Raw genomic sequence first — 16,187 nt, forward strand, 5'->3', positions numbered from 1 at the left:
ATCGGCGCGCGCCGTGCCGAGGCCTCGGCTGGTTGACTGGCCGCATGCAACTCGCCGAGGCCCTCATCGAGCGCGCCGACCTGCAGAAGCGCATCGAACAACTGCGCGGCCGCATCGCCGCGAACGCCAGCTACCAAGAGGGCGAGGAGCCCGACGAGGACGCCCGTGAGCTCCTCGCCGAGGCCGAGCGGTCGATCGACGCGCTCGAGGTCCTGCTCGCCCGCATCAACGCGACGAACGCCAGCACCACCGTCGCCTCCGGGCAGACCGTCACCGCGCTGCTCGCCCGACGCGATGCCCTCCGGCTGCGGCACGCGCTCGTCACCGGAGCGGCGGACGCCACGGCCGGCACGAACGGCGGCTACCGACAGCTCCGCAGCGAACTCCGCACGTTCGCCGCGCTGCCGACCGCCGAGCTCCGGTCGCGGGCCGACGCCCTGGCGAAGGAGATCCGCGAACTCGACGCGGTCGTCCAGCGCACCAACTGGGAGGTCACCCTGGTCGACTGAGCAGCGGGCGGTGCGTCGGTAGACGGACCGGGGCGGGTACGGACCCGATGACCGGCGGGCAACCCGGTCACCTGTCGGCGCAGTGGGCAGCGCCATGGCGAGAGCCGTGCACATCGCAGCCCAGTACGGCGCACCAGGTACGGTGCACACCGCACCACGCACAACCGCGTACCGACCGGACCGACGAGGGCGGGACAGGGGACAGCACCGCCCCACCCTCGACGGGTCAGGAGCAGTCGGCCTTGGTGAAGGTCGTGTCGAGCGTCTTCGAGGTGCCGTCGAACGCGTAGGTGTACCGCATGTCGACGCCCTCGTCGAGGAGGTCCTTCGTGTCGCTGTTCGAGCAGAGCGTCGGGCCGACCGAGTCGCGGATGGCACTCTCGGTGATCGAGGCCGGGTCGACGCTGGACGACACCGTGTAGTCGTAGTGGATCGCGTTGCCCTCGGCCTCGACGCCCGTCCACGACGTCACCGAGTCCACCTGCTTCGGCAGGTCGCTCTGCTCGCGGATCTGCACGACGGCCTTCGAGACCTTCTCCTCCGTCGAGTCACTGAACGCGGCGGTGAGCGCCTGGCGGACCAGGAACGCGACGACCACGGCGACGACGACGCCGAGCAGTGAGATGAGGACGCGCTTGCCACGGGACTGCTTGGGCGGCGGGGCGTACGGAGCACCGGCGGGAGCGGGCTGCGCGTACGGCTGCTGGCCGGGCTGCTGCTGCGCCCAGGGCTGCTGGCCCGGCTGCTGCGGGCCGGGCTGCTGCGGGCCGGCGTTCGGCTGCGGCTCGGACCCCGGGTAGGGCGGCGGCGTGTTCGTCATGGTGTTCCCCCTCGTTGCAGTGCGCGGCCTGACACCGTCGTCCGGCGTCGGGTCCCTCCCCGACACGGACCGCAGACACCTGAGGGACCATTCAAGCACGCGCGGTACGGCCGTAACGCGTCAGGCAGAACGGCGTGCGGCCCAGCGCCCCTCGGAGCGCAGGATCGCGAGCGGGAAGTCGAACGCGTGCGACACCGCCGACGACGTGATGACCTCGTCCGCCGTGCCCTGTGCCACCACGGCACCGTCGCGGAGCAGCATCGCGTGCGAGGTCGACACCGGCAGGTCCTCGAGGTGGTGCGTGACCATGACGCTGCCGAGCTCGGGGTGCCGGTGCCGCAGGGCGTCGACCGTCTCGAGCAGGTGCTCGCGCGCGGCGACGTCGAGCCCGGTCGCCGGTTCGTCGAGCAGCAGCAACTGCGGCTCGGACATCAGCGCCCGTGCGATGAGGGTCCGTCCGCGCTCGCCCTGGGACAGCACGGGCCAGCGTGCGTCGCGTCGTGCGGTGAGCCCGACGTCGGCGACGTGCTGCTCGGCCAGTGCGACCTGCGCGGCCGTGGGCTCCCACCGCACCATGAGGTCGGTCGTGCCGGTCAGGCCCGTCAGCACGGTCTCGAGCACGGTGAGCGGGGAGAGCATCCGGTGCCGCGGGTCGACGTGGCCGATGTGCTCGCGGAGCTCCCGGACGTCGACGCGTCCGAGGCGCCGGCCGAGCACCTCGACCGTGCCCGCCGTGGGGTGGCCCGTTGCTCCGAGCACCGCGAGCAGCGTCGACTTGCCGGCGCCGTTCGGTCCGAGGAGCGCCCAGTGCTCACCGCGCCGGACCGTCAGGTCGACGTCGTGCAGCAGGTCGCGCCCGGACCGGGTCACGCGGACACCGGTGGCGTTGATCAGGACGTCGGTCACCCATCCATCCTGGCCCGTCAGCTCCGTGCGGAGCGGACCGACTCGATGTGCTGCTCGAAGTTCCGCGTCAGCGCACGCCCGGCCTCGGCGGCCGTCTCGCCGTCGCGCTCGTCGAGTGCCTCGCCGAGGATCGAGAAGAACGCCTCGGAACCGTACTGCTCGAACGCCGGGGTGGGGTTGAGCGTGAAGCGGACACGCTCGAGCGCACCTTCGGCGGCGACCTGCACGAGGGGGTTGCCGGAGTGGGCGATGGCGAACTCGATGATGTCGGTCACGGCGCCGCTGAAGCCGAGGTCGCGGACCTTGCGGAGTCCGTCGGCACGGTCGAGCAGCTTCTGCATCGCCGCGACGTCCGCGTCGTCGTACTCGGGAACGCCCCAGCGCAGGCTGAGCTCGAAGAACCCGGCCGTGGCACGGGTCGCGGTCACCCAGTCGTCGAACGTGGGGGTGGCGACGCGGGTGTACCGGTTCGCTTCCATCTCGACGAGGCCGATGTCGACGAGCTTCGCGATCGCCTCGCGGATAGGGGTGCGACTGACTCCGAGCCACTGGACCAGCTCGTCGTCGTTCAGGCGCTCGCCGTGCTGGAGCGTGCCGTCGCGGAGGGCTGCCAGCATCTTCTCGTACACGACGTCGCGGAGCAGTTTGCGGGGTGAGTTCTCGACCGTGGACTTCGGGACCGGCATGTCATCTCCTCGTGCATCGGACTCGGTACTGGAATCCTAACGTGTCAATTTGCAAGCGCTTGTGAAATTGTGGTACAGGAGTATTTCAGCCCCGTAGGTCGACCACCGTCCGACCGTGCACGCGCCCGGCGACCACGTCCGCGCCGACCTCGATGGCCTGCTCCGGTGTGATCGTCCGCGTGACACCCGCCAGCAGCGCCGGGTCGAGGTCGGTCGCCAACCGCTCCCACGCCCGACGCCGGAGCTCCAGCGGGGCGTCCACCGAGTTGATGCCGAGCAGCGACACCGCACGCAGGATGAACGGCAGCACCGTCGTGGGCAGGGCGGAGTCCTGCGCGAGCCCGCACGCCGTGACGGCTCCACCCCACCGGGTGCCGGCCAGCACGTTCGCGAGGGTGGCCCCGCCGACGCTGTCGACCGCCCCGGCCCACGCGGCACGCTGCATCGGCTTGCCGGGCTCGGACAGGGCACCCCGGTCCACGACCTCGGTCGTGCCGAGGCGTCGGAGCGAGGCCTCGTTGGTGCTCCGGCCGGTCGAGGCCGTCACCTCGTACCCGCGCGCGGCGAGCAGGGCGATCGCCACCGTCCCCACCCCGCCGGACGCACCGGTCACGAGCACCGGCCCGGCACCGGGCTCGACGAACCGTTCGAGCGCGAGCACGCTGAGCATCGCCGTGAACCCCGCCGTGCCGATCGCCGCCGCGAACGAGTCCTCGATCGCCTCGGGCAGGACCACGAGCGACCCGGACGGCACCACGGCGTGCTGGGCCCAACCACCGTGCCGGGTCTCGCCGAGTCCGGCACCGTTCAGCACGATCCGGTCGCCGATCGCCACGTCGTGCACGCCCGGTCCGAGCGCCGACACGGTGCCGACGACGTCGATGCCGGGCACGAGCGGGTCGACCCGCGCGACGCCGGGGTTCCTGGCGAGGGCGAGGCCGTCCTTGTAGTTGACGCTCGAGTACGTGACGTCGACGAGGGCTTCGCCCTCGGTCGGATCGGGCAGGTCGACGTCGGCGACGGTGGGCGGGGCTGAACTGGACACGACTACGGCGCGGGTCATGCGCCGGACGCTACCCCGGGCCTCCCGGCCGGCGGTCCGTTCTTTCCCAGAACGCGCGCGATCCCTGGCGGAACCGGGCGTACCGGGTCGGAAGAAACGACCAGGCACGCCCGGAACGGCCAGGTTCGCGTGCGGCGAGCGGCTACCCGAACATGATGGCGGCCTCGTCGAAGCGCGCCTGCGGCACGGTCTTCAGCTCGCCGAGCGCCTCGTCGAACGAGACGTGCACGATGTCGGTGCCCTTCAGGGCGACCATCCGGCCCCACCGCTCCTCGACCACCGAGTCGATGGCCGCCAGGCCGAGCCGCGTCGACAGCACGCGGTCGTACGCGGTCGGCGTGCCACCGCGCTGGATGTGCCCGAGGGTCGTGGCGCGCGTCTCGATGCCGGTCATCTCCTCGATGAGGGGTGCGAGGCGCTCACCGATGCCACCGAGCCGCGGACGCCCGAAGGCGTCGAGTCCGCGCTCGGTGTGCGCGTTGTCCTCGTGGTCGGGGACGAAGCCCTCGGCCACCACGACGAGCGGTGCGCGCCCGCGGTCGTAGGCGGCACGCACCCACTTCGCGATCTGCTCCATGCTCGTCTTCTGCTCCGGGATCAGGATCGCGTGCGCACCGGCGGCCATGCCGGAGTGCAGGGCGATCCAGCCGACGTGCCGGCCCATGACCTCGGCGACCATGCAACGGGAGTGCGACTCGCCGGTGGTGCGCAGGCGGTCCATCGCCTCGGTCGCGATCGCGACGGCGGTGTCGAAGCCGAACGTGTAGTCGGTGGCGCCCAGGTCGTTGTCGACCGTCTTCGGGACGCCGACGATCTTCAGACCCGCGTCGGTCAGGCGCTTCGCCGCGGCGAGCGTGCCCTCGCCGCCGATCGCGACGATGGCGTCGATGCCGTGCCGGTCCAGGGTCTTCGAGATGTTCTCGACGCCGCCGTTCGGGCCCTCGAAGGGGTTCGTACGGCTGGTGCCGAGGATCGTGCCGCCCTGCTTGGCGATGCCCTGGATGTCCTTGCGGCCGAGCGGGACGATGTCGCCGTCGACGACGCCGCGCCAGCCGTCCCGGAACCCGACGAACTCGTGGCCGTGGATGGCGATGCCCTTGAGGACGATCGCGCGGATGACCGCGTTCAGACCGGGGCAGTCGCCTCCGGAGGTGAGGATGCCGATGCGCATGGGAACTCCGTCGTCGGGTGGTGCGGGTGGGGGTCGTGGGGGACTGCGACCATCATGACTGACGGTGGTTGCGCATTACCATCCCGGTGTGACCCTGCTCGACTCCGCCTCGTCGTCCGGCGACGCGTCCGGCGATGCGTCTGCCGGTGCGTCCGGCGACGCGTCCGGTGCTCCTGGTGCGTCCGTCGATGCGTCTCGCGTCGACACCGTGTACCGACCGGGAGGCCCGGTGAACGTCACGTCGACCCTGCGGCCCCTGCAGCGCGGCTCCGGCGACCCCGCCTACAAGGTGGTCGGGTCGGTCGTGTGGCTCGCCCTGCGGACGCCCACCGGCCCCGCTGCCGTTGCGATCCGGCCGGCCGGCGACACCATCGCGGTCTCGGCGTGGGGCGACGGTGCTGCGTGGGCGGTCGAGCATGCGCCGGAGCTGCTCGGTCGCGGCGACGACTGGGACGGGTTCGACGTCTCCGGGCACGCGTTCCTCGCTGCCGCCCGACACCGGCAGCCCGGACTCCGGCTGCTCCGGACGAACACCGTCGTCGCGATGCTCGTGCCGGCGATCATGGAGCAGAAGGTGACCTCGCGGCAGGCGTGGGGCGCATGGCGGTACCTGCTCCGGCGGTACGGCACGCCCGCGCCGGGTCCCGCGCCGGACGGTCTCATCGTGCCGCCGACGGCCGACGAGTGGGCGCGGATCCCGAGCTGGGAGTGGCACAGGGCCGGCATCGAGCCCGGACGGTCGGCGACGGTGATGCGCGCGGTGCGTGTGGCTCCGGCGCTCGAACGGACGCTGACGCTCGGTCGCGGCGGTTCGGTCGTGTCGGCGCGGCTCCAGTCGATCCCCGGCATCGGGAAGTGGACGGCTGCCGAGACCGCGCAGCGCTCCCACGGCGACCCCGATTCGCCGAGCGTCGGGGACTTCCACGTGCCGGCGCTGGTCGGGTGGGCGCTGACCGGGGGACCGGTCGACGACGACGGGATGCTCGAGCTGCTGGAACCGTGGCGGGGGCACCGGGAGCGGGTCGTGCGGCTGATCGGCGGCTCGGGGTTCCGGAAGCCCTCGTTCGGGCCGCGGCTCACGATCCAGGACCACCGCGGGCACTGAGCGGTCGCGCGTGCCGGCCCGCTACGGGCGCGTCAGGGGTGGCGGACGCCCTCGCCGGCCAGCACGGCGCGGTAGCCCTCGCGGAACGTCGGGTACTGCGGCGCCCAGCCGGTGGACCGGAGCAGCGCGTTCGACAAGCGCTTGTCACCACCGGACTGCCGGGCACCGCCGTCACCGGTGACGGGCTCGGGAACGCCGAGCTCGTCGGCCAGGAACCGCAGCACGTCGTCGAGCCGGCTCGGTTCGTCGTCGGTGCCGAGGTAGGTCGGCGCCGGGTCCGGCACGGTTGCCAGGTGCACGAGCGCCGCGGCGGCGTCGTCGCGGTGGATCCGGTTCGTGTGCGGCGAGGCACCCGGAGCCAACCGGGCCGAACCGGAGCGGACCTGGTCGATCAGGCGCTCGCGGCCCGGACCGTAGACACCGGACAGCCGCACGAGCACGGCGTCGGGAGCACGGTCGCGCAGTAGTGCCTCGGCCTCGACCAACACCTGAGCGGTCGGGGTCGCACCGTGCGCCGGGGTGTCCTCGGTGACCTCGCTGCCGTCGTCGACGTCGTACACCGCGGTCGACGACACCACGAGCAGGCGTGGATCGGCGTCCGAGGCAGCGATGCCGTCGAGCACGTTCCGCAGGCCGTCGACGTAGGTCGCGCGGTACTCGTCGAGGTCACGGCTGCCCGCGGCGAAGGCCACGACGACGACGGAGGTGTCGGCGGGGATCTCGGGGACCTCGTGCCGCAGGTCGGCGCTGCGGCCGGTGATCGGGGCCGGGACCAGTTCGGCGCGGCGTCGGAGGCCGATCACGTGGTGTCCCTGCTGCGCGAAGCGGAGGCCGGCTTCGGTCCCGAGGTCGCCGCAGCCGGCGATCACGACGGTGTCGTTGTTGTGCACCCGTCGACCTTGGCACGGCCGGTTGGTGGAAGGCGGGGAGGCATGCACATCACGGATCGCTAGGGTCGGCGCATGGGGCGGCAGCGGCGACGGGTGGTGCGTGATGTGGCGATCTCCCTGCCCCCGGTCGTCGAGATCGTGCTCGTCGTCGCCGGCTCGATCGTCTCCGTCGGAGCCGTGGGGGAGAGCGCGGAGTCGTGGGCGCCGTTGTCGTGGCCGCTGTACGCCGTCCTCGTGACGTTCCCGTTCGCGGTCGGTGCGCTCGTCGCGGCGGTGCGGCTCCGCGGTCTCGAGGCCAGGACGCCGGCGATCTGCTTCGCTGCCCTGTCGGTAGCCGTGGGTGCCATCCCCTTCGTCGGGATGCTGAGCGTCTTCGTGCAGTCCTGGAGCGTCTCGTCTCGATGAGAACGGTTATCGTCTAGGCGACCTTCGTCCGACACTGCACCCCAGGAGCCCCATGTTCGCTCGTCCGCTCGACCTCCGACGGAAGACGGAGCGCACCGCCCAGATCGACACCTCGGCGGTGCAGCTCGCCACGACGGGCAAGCGCGGCACCGAAGAGGTCGAGACGTTCCTGGTCGGCAGCCCCCTGCGCCTGGTCGTCACCGCGGGCGAACGCCTCGACGCCTGCTCCAAGGGGACTGCAACGATCCCCTCAACGGCGGGAGCGGCGCGACTGCGGCCAGCAAGCGCTGTGCTCGCAGCATGCGTCGTGTCGACAGGTTGGCCTCAGCGGACCGGTCCCAGGGGGCATGGGCACGTTCGTGTCGCGCTTGACTGTCCGCCGCACGCAGTCCCCGGGGTTCGCCACCGCCCGGATCATGCCGGAGACTGGTGCGGGTCGCTCACGAAGCGGCCCGCCTCACCACCAGCAAGGAAGGCTCCGCATGCCCGAGCTCCCCGTCGTGTTCGAAGTCGGCTCGCTGATAGCCCTGGTCGCGATCCTGCTCGCCGACCTGCTCATCGTCGCGCGCCGCCCACACGTGCCGACGCTCCGCGAATCCGGCATCTGGGTGGGCATCTACGTCGGGCTGGCGCTGGTGTTCGCGGTGCTGATGCTGGTCTTCGCCGGTGGCGACTCCGCGGGCCAGTTCCTGGCGGGCTGGCTGACCGAGTACAGCCTGAGCATCGACAACCTGTTCGTGTTCGTCATCATCATGGCGCGCTTCTCGGTGCCGAAGAAGATCCAGCAAGAGGTGCTGATGCTCGGCATCATCATCGCGCTCGTACTGCGCGGCATCTTCATCCTCGTCGGCGCCCAGCTCATCGAGAACTTCTCGTGGATCTTCTACATCTTCGGCGCGTGGCTGATCTGGACGGCGATCCAGCAGCTCCGCGGTGAGGACGACGCCGACGACCAGAAGGACAGCTTCATCGTCCGGCTGCTCCGCCGTCGCGTGCGCCTCACCGACACGTTCGACGGCATGAAGTTCCGGACCACCCACGACGGCGTGCGGCACTTCACCCCGTTGCTCATCGTGCTGATCGCCATCGGCACCACCGACCTGCTGTTCGCACTCGACTCGATCCCGGCGATCTTCGGCATCACCGAGAGCCCGTTCATCGTGTTCACCGCGAACGTCTTCGCCCTGATGGGCCTGCGGCAGCTGTACTTCCTGCTCGGTGGACTGCTCGAGCGGCTCGTCTACCTGAAGTACGGGATCGCGGTGATCCTCGCGTTCATCGGTGTGAAGCTCGTCCTGCACGCACTGCACGACAACGAGCTGCCGTTCCTGAACGGTGGCGAGCACATCGAGTGGGCGCCGGAGATCAACACGTGGGTCTCCTTGATCGTGATCATCGCCGCGATGGCCGTGTCGACGCTGGCGAGCCTCGTGCGCATGCGTGGAGAAACCCCCGCCGCGACCGACGACGCAGCGGCGATCGACCAGGACCGCGCCGACCAGGACCGCGCCCGCACCTCCGACTGAAACCCGTTTGAACGATCCGCCCCGCCCCCTCGTTGACCGGGTATGGGACTCCGCACACGCACCAAGGTCATCATCGGCATCTCCACCGGCGTCGTGGTCATCGCGGCCGCCGCCGTCATCGCCGGTCCGTCCATCTACGCGAACACCGTCAACGGACAGGCCGCCGCCGCACCCTCGCTGCAGGCGACGTCGTCCGCCTCCCTCGACGCGGCGGACGCCGACGGCACCTGGACCAGCACGAAGACCTCGTACGCCGGCTACCGGGTGCACGAGGTGCTGCAGGGGAATGATGTGAACGTGGTCGGACGCACGAAGGACGTCGAGGGCACCGCCGAGGTCGACGGCGGCTCCCTCGCGACGGCGACGGTCACGGTCCAGGTCGCGAAGATCACCACCCCCGAGTCCGCGCGCGACGCCTACTTCCGGGACACCGCCCTCGAGACGGACAAGTTCCCGACGGCGACCTTCACGCTCACCAAGCCCGTCGACGTCTCGACGGCGCTCGACGGCAGCACGCAGGACGTCACCCTGACCGGCACGATGGACCTGCACGGCGTCACGAAGGCCGTCACCGCCGACGCGCAGGTGGCGGTCGGCACGGGTGGCACCGTCCAGGTCGCCGGCTCGGTGCCGATCACGTTCGCCGACTACGGCGTGAAGGCTCCCTCGCTCGGCTTCGTCACCGTGGACGGGAAGGGCTCCGTCGAGTTCTCCCTCGACCTGCAGAAGTGACCGTGACGAGTCGTTCCGCCGACGAGCTGCTCGCGACGCTCTACCGCGAGCACGGTGACGCGCTCACCCGGCACGTCCGGCACCTGACGCGGGACGGCTCGGCGGTCGAGGACGTCGTGCAGGAGACCATGGTCCGGGCCTGGCAGCGCCCGGCGGTGCTGGAACGCGCGCCGGACAGCGCGCGCGCCTGGTTGTTCACGGTCGCGCGGAACCTGGTCGTCGACGATGCCCGGTCCGCCCGGAACCGCCGGGAGTTCGGCACCGAACACCCCGTCGACCGCGCGGAGTCGGACCGCACCGATGCCGTGCTCGACCGCATCGTCGTGGCCGACGCGCTCGCCTCGCTCTCGCCGGACCGCCGCCGCGTGGTCGTGGACGCCTACTGGCTCGGCCACACGGTGCCGGAGATCGCACGACGACACGACATCCCCGAGGGCACCGCGAAGTCGCGGCTGCACTACGGGCTGCGAGCCCTGCGGCTCGCACTGCAGGAACGAGGAGTGACCCGATGAGCGACGACCGGTACGCAGAGTGGGACGCGGCGTACGTGCTCGGGTCCCTGAGCCCGGACGAGCGGCTCGAGTACGAGCAGCACCTGGAGACGTGCGACCGTTGCACGGCCGCCGTCGCCGAGCTGGTCGGCCTGCCCGGTCTGCTCGCCAAGCTGCCGGCCGACCAGGCGATCGAGATCGCCGAACCGGACGGGAGGCCCGACACCGGTTCCGAGAGCACCCTCGCCTCCGTCGCGCACCGCGTTCGACACCGTCGTCGCCGTCGCCGGGTCTGGGTCGCCGCCACCGCGGGGCTCGCGGTGGTCGCCGCCATCCTGGGTGGGCTCGCCGTCGGCACGGCGGGGGACCGTGGCTCGGTGCAGGCCGGACGCGACGTCTCGGCATCGGCGACCGCGGACCGCTACGACATGACCGGCGCCCAGGGACTCGACGTCGACCTGGCCGTCAGCGGCGAACAGTGGGGCACCCGCTTCGACTGGGGTTGCTCGTACGGCGGCAAGGAGTGGGCAGCGGACGGCTCGGTCATGTACGACCTCGTCGTGGTGCGGTCCGACGGCACCGCGCAGATCGTCGGCTCGTGGACGGCCGCGGGCGAGGACGCGAAGGGGCTGTCGGCGTCGACGGACATCCCGCGCGACGACATCGCGAGCGTACAGGTGCGGCTCCGCGGCGAACAGGGAGCCCTCGCCGTCGTCGACCTCTAGCTGCCCGCGGAGCCCCCGCCCGCCCCGCCCGCCCCCGAGTCCCCGAGGTTCCGAAATCTCGGCATCTGGGCGCAGCTCAGGGGCGTTCGTGGAACCTCGGCGCTCCCCGGACGGCGAGTCGTGGAACCTCGGCGGAAGCGCTCGGGGGAGTCCTCGGACGCGGGTGGTGTGAACGGCGCGCGCGGAGCGGCGGTGCGTGACGACCGAGTCCGGGTCCCGAGGTTCCGAGATTTCGGAACCTCGGCGCGGCAAGAGGGCGTTCGTGGAACCTCGGCGCTCCCCGGACGGCGAGTCGTGGAACCTCGGCGGACGTGCGGGGGCAGCTAGCCCGAGACGGCCTCGTCCGACACGTCGGGGCCGATCGCGTCCTGGACGCGCGCGCTGACGGACCGGAGGGTGTCCGCGTCGGTCCCCACGGGCCTCCAGAACAGGTCTTCCAGCGCACCGGTGTGCGCGCGGATGCCGGCGAGCACCGCGCGGCGGCCGTCGGGGGTCATCTCCACCCAGCTGCCGCGGCCGTCGGTCGGGCAGTCGGCGCGTCCGACCAGGCCGCGGGAGACCATCCGTGTGACCTGGTGGCTGACGCGCGACTTCTCCCAACCGATGCCGGCGGCGATGTCGCGGACGCGCAGCCGGTGGTCCGGCTCGCGCTGCAGCCCGATCAGGATCTCGAACTCGGGGATGGAGATGCCGGCGCCAGCCTGGACGGCCTGGTCGAGCGCTCGGTCGAGGCGTCGCCAGACGTCGTGGTAGGCGTCCCACGTCGCCCAGTCGTGGCCATCGTTGCCCTGCGTCGACATGCCGACCAGCGTATCCACCGTGGGGACCGACCGACCCCGTCGCCGCGCCTTTCATCCGTCCGGATGACCCGAACGGGGCGCTGCGGACCGATCCGTCCGGCCCGTACGATGACCGGGCCGTGCAGCGCCCGGCGCGACGAGACAGGAACCCGCATGACGAACCCCTACGCACAGCCGCCGACGACACCGGTCCGCCCGACGAACACCCTGGCGATCATCGCGCTCGTGCTGGGGTTCGTGGTGCCCATCGGCGGGGTCGTCGTGGGGCTCATCGCGCTGCCGCAGCTGCGGCGGACGGGCGAGGCCGGACGCGGTCTCGCGATCACGGGCATCGTCGTCGGCGCGGTCATCTCCGTCTTCACGGTGCTGCCGGTGCTGCTCATGCTGCCGGAACTGATCCGGGTCTTCGGCTGACGTCATCCCCCAGGACGGTTCCGAGCCGACGTGCGGCGCGCTCCAAGGTGAGGTCGGAGGTGCGGCATACGATCGGAGCATGCCGAGCGCCCGCCTCCAGGACTGCACCGACGACGCCGTTGCGCTGGTCCGCAAGTGGCTGGCGGCGTCCGCCGGGGCGAAGCCGGACGCCGGTGCCGCCCGTCTCGCCGAGGCCCTGCGTGACGAACGTGGCCTCGACTTCACGCGCAGCTTCGTCGACAAGGTCATCCGCCCCGAAGACCCCAGGGTCGCCGCCCGCAACCTCGAGCAGGTCAGCCGCGACGTCCCGGACTTCCTCGCCTGGTACCTGCGCGGCGCGGTGACGCTCGGCGGCGGCTTCGCGACGATGGCGCCGTGGGCGGTCATCCCCACCGCACGGCGGATCCTGCGCCGGATGACCGGCCACCTGGTGATCGACGCGAGCACGGCGAAGCTCGGTCCGGCGCTCGCCAAGGTCGGTGGACCGGGCACCCGGCTCAACGTGAACCTGCTCGGCGAAGCCGTGCTCGGCAGCGCCGAGAGCGACCGCCGGCTCCAGGGGACGATGGACCTGCTCGCCCGCGACGACGTCGACTACGTGTCGATCAAGGTCAGCTCGGTCGTGCCGCAGATGTCGATGTGGGCGTTCGACCAGACGGTCGAGCGAGTCGTCGACCGGCTCGTGCCGTTGTACCGGCTGGCGGCGGCTCCGCTTGCCTCCGGCGGTCAGGCGAAGTTCATCAACCTGGACATGGAGGAGTACCGCGACCTCGACGTCACCCTCGCGGTGTTCCGGACCCTGCTCGACCGTGACGAGTTCACGGGGCTGCAGGCCGGCATCGTGCTGCAGGCATACCTGCCCGACGCCGCCGGGGCGCTGGAGTCCCTGACGTCGTGGGCGCAGGAACGCCGGGCCCGGGGTGGTGCTCCGATCAAGGTGCGGCTCGTCAAGGGCGCGAACCTGGCGATGGAGCACGTCGACGCGATCGTGCATGACTGGCCGCTCGCCACCTGGGGCAGCAAACGCGAGACCGACTCCGCCTACCTGCGGATGCTCGACGCCGCGCTGACCCCGGAGCGCACCGACGCCGTGCGCATCGGCGTCGCCGGGCACAACCTGTTCGACCTGGCGACCGCGTGGGTGCTCGCCCAGCGTCGCGGGGTGACCGACGCGGTCGACGTCGAGATGCTGCTCGGCATGGCATCGACGCACGCCGACGCCGTCCGCGCCGATGTCGGACAGATCCTGCTCTACACACCCGTCGTGCAGCCGGACGAGTTCGACTCCGCGATCGCGTACCTCGCCCGCCGCCTGCAGGAGAGCGCGAGCCCCGAGAACTTCATCGCCGCAGCGTCCGACATCGACCACGACGCCAGCGTGTTCGACCGCGAACACGGCCGGTACCTGGCGTCGGTCGCGGCACTCGACGAGCCGGTGCACGCGACGCACCGCACCCAGGACCGCCACCGGGCACTCGGCGAACCGGTGCTGCGCGACGCGTTCCGGAACGCCCCGGACACCGACCCCGCCGTCCCCGCCAACCGTGCGTGGGCGCTCGACGTCCTGCGCCGGGTGCCGCGCTCGCAGCTCGGCGCACAGACGATCCGCGGGGCCAAGGTGGCCGACCGCTCCAAGCTCGAACGGATCATGGCCCGCACCGCCCAAGCCGGCGTCAACTGGGGGCGGCAGGACCCCTCCGACCGTGCTGAGCTCCTCGACCTGATCGGGCACGAGCTCGAGACCCGCCGCGCCGACCTGATCGAGGTGATGGCGGCGGAGACCGGCAAGACGTTCTCCGAGGCCGACACCGAGGTCACCGAAGCCGTCGACGCCGCCCACTACTACGCCGAGCGCGCCCGCCGCCTCGGCGACATCGAGGGTGCCCGCTACGTCCCGCCACGCCTGACCGTCGTCGTGCCGCCGTGGAACTTCCCCATCGCGATCCCCGCCGGTGGGGTGCTGGCGGCGCTCGCCGCGGGCAGCGGAGTCGTCCTCAAGCCGGCACCCGAGGCGAAGCGCAGTGGTGCGCTGCTGGCCGACGTGCTCTGGGACGCCGGCGTGCCGCACTCGTTGCTGCAGCTCGTCGACCTGGCCGAGGACGAACTCGGCCGTGACCTGGTCGGGCACCCCGCCGTCGACCGCATCATCCTGACCGGTTCGGCCGACACCGCGCGGTCGTTCCGCTGGTGGCGCGCCGGTCTGCCGCTCAGCGCCGAGACGAGCGGCAAGAACGCGATCGTCGTCACGCCGAGCGCCGACATCGACCTCGCGGTGCAGGACATCGTGCAGTCCGCCTTCGGCCACGCCGGCCAGAAGTGCTCGGCGGCGTCCCTGGTCGTCCTGGTCGGCACGGTCGGCGAGAGCGAACGCTTCCGTCGGCAGCTCGTCGACGCCACGCGCACGCTCCGGGTCGCCTGGCCCGACGACCCCACCGCCCAGGTCGGCCCGGTCATCGCCGAGCCCGAGGGCAACCTGCGGCAAGGGCTCACCGAGCTCGGGCCGGGGGAGTCCTGGCTCGTGCAGCCGACGGCCCTCGACGACTCCGGGCGGCTCTGGTCACCCGGCATCCGTGACGGCGTCCGGCCGGGCAGCGACTTCCACCAGACCGAGTACTTCGGCCCGGTGCTCGGCATCATGCGCGCCGAGACGCTCGAGCAGGCGATCGCGATCCAGAACGGCACGGACTACGGCCTGACGGCGGGGATCCACTCGCTCGACGCCGACGAGGTGGCGGACTGGCTCGCCAGCGTGCGCGCCGGCAACCTCTACGTGAACCGCGGCATCACCGGTGCGGGCGTCGGCCGGCAGCCGTTCGGCGGCTGGAAACGGTCGTCGGTGGGCACCGGCACGAAGGCGGGCGGACCGATGTACGTCGCGACACTCGGCCGCTGGGAGCCGGTCCCGCGCACCGTGCACAAGAGCATCCAGCTGCACGGGCTCCCGCCGCGTGTGACCTCGGTGATCGAGGCCGCACGCAGTGGCTTGTCGTTCGAGGAGTTCGACCAGGTGCGGGCCGGTGCGCTGAGCGACGTCCGTGCACGCGAGGAGCTGTACGGCGGGTCGCACGACCTGTCGGGGCTCGTGGTGCAGCGGAACGTGCTGCGCCACCGACCGCAGTCCGTCATCGTGCGGCAGGCCGAGGACGCCTCGGCGGGTGACCTGGTCCGCGCGCTGGTCGCTGCCACGGCTGCACGCGCCCACGTCCTGCTCAGCACCGCCCGCCCGTTGCCCGGCCCACTCAGTCAGCTGCTGGCCTCGAGTCGGTCGCCGCTGGACGTCGTCGACCACCTGGTCGAGTCGGACCAGGACTTCCACGCCCGCGCGTCGTCCGGCGCCGTGTTCCAGGCGAACTGGACGAGCGGCGAAGACGACGAACCCGTCGACGCACTCGGGGACATGCTCGCGCAGGGGCAGGACCGACCCGTGCACACGGCGTTCGGCGGCCCCGGCGCACGGATCCGGCTCATCGGCGGCGACGCCCTGGCACTCGAGGAAGCCCTCGGGGCGAGCATCGACGTCGCGATCCACGACGCACCCGTCGTCGAGGCCGGGTTGATCGAGATGCTCCCGTTCATCCGTGAACAGTCGGTCTCCATCACCGCGCACCGGTTCGGGGACGTCGACGCGGACTTCGCTGACCTGCGCGTCTGACGGGCTGCCGCTCGGTGAGCAGGAATGGTCGGGTGCGCTGCGGCGGACCCGACCATTCCTGCTCACGAAGTGTGCGGCGTGGCGCCGACCGGGTCAGTCCTCGGTGTCGCCGGCCTCTTCGTCCTCGACGCCGGTCTCGTCCATCCGGTCACGCAGGTGGTCGGCCATCGCTCCGGCGCCCTCGCCGTGGTGGTCGTTGTCGACCTGTTCGATCAGGCCGTGCAGCTTCTCGTGGTTCGTGGCCTCGTTGGCGCCATCCATGACGGGCTCGGTCTGCTCGTTGTCGCTCATG

General features: G+C 71.6%; 17 protein-coding genes. 9 read left to right on the plus strand and 8 right to left on the minus strand.

All coding sequences use genetic code 11. The features are described from left to right. The first annotated feature begins 44 nt into the window (after nt 1-44). Nucleotides 45-509 carry a DIP1984 family protein gene (locus DEJ14_RS00575; RefSeq protein WP_111083774.1) on the plus strand — a complete coding sequence of 155 codons (465 nt, stop codon included), beginning with the start codon at nt 45-47 and terminating at the stop codon, nt 507-509. Between the two features lie 226 nt (nt 510-735). Here the strand turns inward: DEJ14_RS00575 and DEJ14_RS00580 are convergent, their stop codons facing one another. The 5 genes from DEJ14_RS00580 to DEJ14_RS00600 form a co-directional block, all read right to left on the minus strand. Continuing rightward, the gene (locus DEJ14_RS00580) at nt 736-1,329 is read right to left on the minus strand and encodes a hypothetical protein (RefSeq protein ID WP_111083775.1); all 594 of its coding nucleotides are present in this window, start codon (nt 1,327-1,329) and stop codon (nt 736-738) included. Between the two features lie 120 nt (nt 1,330-1,449). Beyond that, a complete protein-coding gene (locus DEJ14_RS00585) occupies nt 1,450-2,235 on the minus strand; it encodes an ABC transporter ATP-binding protein (RefSeq protein WP_111083776.1) in 786 nt (261 codons plus the stop codon). 17 nt (nt 2,236-2,252) lie between these two features. After that, the gene (locus tag DEJ14_RS00590) at nt 2,253-2,921 is read right to left on the minus strand and encodes a GntR family transcriptional regulator (protein WP_111083777.1); all 669 of its coding nucleotides are present in this window, start codon (nt 2,919-2,921) and stop codon (nt 2,253-2,255) included. An 85-nt stretch (nt 2,922-3,006) separates the two neighbouring features. After that, nucleotides 3,007-3,984 carry an MDR family oxidoreductase gene (locus DEJ14_RS00595; RefSeq protein WP_111083778.1) on the minus strand — a complete coding sequence of 326 codons (978 nt, stop codon included), beginning with the start codon at nt 3,982-3,984 and terminating at the stop codon, nt 3,007-3,009. A 142-nt stretch (nt 3,985-4,126) separates the two neighbouring features. Next, entirely contained in the window at nt 4,127-5,155 is a 1,029-nt protein-coding gene (locus tag DEJ14_RS00600; RefSeq protein WP_111083779.1) for a 6-phosphofructokinase, read from the minus strand. Nucleotides 5,156-5,243: 88 nt separating this feature from the next. Here DEJ14_RS00600 and DEJ14_RS00605 point away from each other — a divergent pair, with 88 nt between their 5' ends. After that, nucleotides 5,244-6,260 (plus strand): DNA-3-methyladenine glycosylase family protein, encoded by a 1,017-nt coding sequence (locus DEJ14_RS00605; RefSeq protein WP_258373148.1) that lies wholly within the window; start codon nt 5,244-5,246, stop codon nt 6,258-6,260. 32 nt (nt 6,261-6,292) lie between these two features. On the opposite strand, the gene DEJ14_RS00610 is transcribed toward DEJ14_RS00605, so the two are convergent. Beyond that, nucleotides 6,293-7,150 (minus strand): NAD-dependent epimerase/dehydratase family protein, encoded by an 858-nt coding sequence (locus tag DEJ14_RS00610; protein ID WP_111083780.1) that lies wholly within the window; start codon nt 7,148-7,150, stop codon nt 6,293-6,295. A gap of 72 nt (nt 7,151-7,222) precedes the next feature. On the opposite strand from DEJ14_RS00610, the gene DEJ14_RS00615 reads away from it, so the two are divergent. The 5 genes from DEJ14_RS00615 (at nt 7,223) to DEJ14_RS00635 (ending at nt 11,029) form a co-directional block, all read left to right on the plus strand. After that, complete coding sequence (locus DEJ14_RS00615) at nt 7,223-7,555, plus strand: hypothetical protein (protein WP_146249663.1); 333 nt, start codon at nt 7,223-7,225, stop codon at nt 7,553-7,555. A gap of 482 nt (nt 7,556-8,037) precedes the next feature. Beyond that, on the plus strand, nt 8,038-9,081 hold the full coding sequence (locus tag DEJ14_RS00620) for a TerC family protein (protein WP_111083782.1): 1,044 nt from the start codon (nt 8,038-8,040) through the stop codon (nt 9,079-9,081). 42 nt (nt 9,082-9,123) lie between these two features. Then, nucleotides 9,124-9,813, plus strand: coding sequence for a YceI family protein (locus DEJ14_RS00625; protein WP_111083783.1), 690 nt, complete (start codon nt 9,124-9,126; stop codon nt 9,811-9,813). Next, nucleotides 9,810-10,325, plus strand: coding sequence for a sigma-70 family RNA polymerase sigma factor (locus DEJ14_RS00630; protein ID WP_111083784.1), 516 nt, complete (start codon nt 9,810-9,812; stop codon nt 10,323-10,325). Before DEJ14_RS00625 ends, DEJ14_RS00630 begins: the two co-directional genes overlap by 4 nt. Next, on the plus strand, nt 10,322-11,029 hold the full coding sequence (locus tag DEJ14_RS00635) for an anti-sigma factor (RefSeq protein WP_111083785.1): 708 nt from the start codon (nt 10,322-10,324) through the stop codon (nt 11,027-11,029). Before DEJ14_RS00630 ends, DEJ14_RS00635 begins: the two co-directional genes overlap by 4 nt. A gap of 323 nt (nt 11,030-11,352) precedes the next feature. On the opposite strand, the gene DEJ14_RS00640 is transcribed toward DEJ14_RS00635, so the two are convergent. Further along, nucleotides 11,353-11,829, minus strand: a complete 477-nt coding sequence (locus DEJ14_RS00640; RefSeq protein WP_111083786.1) for a MarR family winged helix-turn-helix transcriptional regulator — start codon at nt 11,827-11,829, stop codon at nt 11,353-11,355. A 153-nt stretch (nt 11,830-11,982) separates the two neighbouring features. Between DEJ14_RS00640 and DEJ14_RS00645 the strand changes: the two genes are divergently transcribed. Together DEJ14_RS00645 and DEJ14_RS00650 are read left to right on the plus strand one after the other, a co-directional pair. Further along, nucleotides 11,983-12,243, plus strand: a complete 261-nt coding sequence (locus tag DEJ14_RS00645; protein WP_181437374.1) for a DUF4190 domain-containing protein — start codon at nt 11,983-11,985, stop codon at nt 12,241-12,243. A 79-nt stretch (nt 12,244-12,322) separates the two neighbouring features. Then, nucleotides 12,323-15,895 (plus strand): proline dehydrogenase family protein, encoded by a 3,573-nt coding sequence (locus tag DEJ14_RS00650; protein WP_111083788.1) that lies wholly within the window; start codon nt 12,323-12,325, stop codon nt 15,893-15,895. 93 nt (nt 15,896-15,988) lie between these two features. On the opposite strand, the gene DEJ14_RS00655 is transcribed toward DEJ14_RS00650, so the two are convergent. Beyond that, nucleotides 15,989-16,186 (minus strand): hypothetical protein, encoded by a 198-nt coding sequence (locus tag DEJ14_RS00655; RefSeq protein ID WP_111083789.1) that lies wholly within the window; start codon nt 16,184-16,186, stop codon nt 15,989-15,991. Nucleotide 16,187: the final 1 nt, after the last annotated feature.

The sequence above is a fragment of the Curtobacterium sp. MCJR17_020 genome (assembly GCF_003234365.2).
Taxonomy (GTDB): Bacteria; Actinomycetota; Actinomycetes; order Actinomycetales; family Microbacteriaceae; genus Curtobacterium.